Annotated in this window: 1 protein-coding gene; it reads right to left on the bottom strand. The window is 76.9% G+C overall.

Annotated features, from left to right (window positions below; translation table 11 throughout):
- Positions 1 to 93 precede the first annotated feature (93 nt).
- On the bottom strand, positions 94 to 1,113 hold a 1,020-nt coding region (locus ACWD3D_RS37355), incomplete at its 5' end, for an NlpC/P60 family protein (protein ID WP_451465071.1).

Genomic DNA, 1,113 nt, shown 5'->3' with positions numbered 1-1,113 from the left:
AGCGGGGCACCCGCCGCACGCCGGGTGCGGGGGCGGCCCCGCCGCCCGTCGGACCGGAGTGGCGCCAGTTCTGCCATGGCGCCGATCGTACGGTCAGACGCGGGTGACCGAGGAGACGGGCATCATGCCGACGGGGTCGAAGCGGACCTGGGCGCCGGGGTACGGGGCGTGGATGACCTGGCCGTTCCCGGCGTACATGGCGATGTGGCTGGCGTCCGCCCGGTAGGCGACGAGATCCCCGGGGCGTGCCTGGGAGAGCGGCACCATGCGGCCCGCGTACCGCTGGGCCTGGGAGGTGCGGGGCAGGCTGACGCCCGCGCGGGCGTAGGCCCACTGCATGAGCCCGGAGCAGTCGAAGCTGCCCGGACCGCTGGCCCCCCAGACGTACGGGCTGCCCAGTGCCTGCTGGGCGGCGGCGAGGGCGGCCATCGCCCTGGCCGATCCCGGGAGGCTTCCGGCCGCCGCCCGCAGCGCCTCCAGGCCCCCGGAGCCGTCCGGGCCGGGGGGACGGCCGGAGCGGGACGCGTGGTCGCCGAAGGCCGCGCGCTCCTCGGGGGGCAGGGCGGCCAGCAGCCTGCGGGCCTCGGCGAGCTTGGTCTCGACGGTGTGTTTGTGGCGGGCCACGGCGGCACGGCCGCGTTCCAGGTCCCGCAGGTCGCCGGCGGCCTCGGCGCGGATCTGGTCCAGTTTCTGGCGGGTCCTGCGGAGCTTGTCGAGCACGAGTGACTGGCGCTCGCCGAGCCGGTCGAGGGTGGCGGCCCGGTCGAGGTAGGTGTCCGGGTCCGAGGAGAACAGCAGCGCCAGGGCGGGATCGAGGGAGCCCGCGCGGTACTGCGCCCCGGCGACGGCGCCGAGGCCCCCGCGCATCTCGTTGAGGGCGGCCCGGGTGCGGGCGGCTGCCTCCTGGGCCCGGCCGACCTTCTCGCGGAGGCGGTCGGTGTCCTCGCCGGCCCGGTTGAACTTCTCGGTGGCCCGCTCCGCCTCGCCGTACAGCTGGTCGACGCGGGCCCGGGTGGCCTCCCGGTCGTGCGCCTGATCCGCGCTCGCGGGCGCCCCGGTCCCGCCCGTACGGCAGTGGGAGCAACTCGCCGTGCACCTACCCGTCTGACCCGG

It is taken from the genome of Streptomyces sp. NPDC002690 (assembly GCF_053592415.1).
Note: the sequence above shows the minus strand (reverse complement) of the source record. Positions and strands in the feature narration are given on the sequence as shown.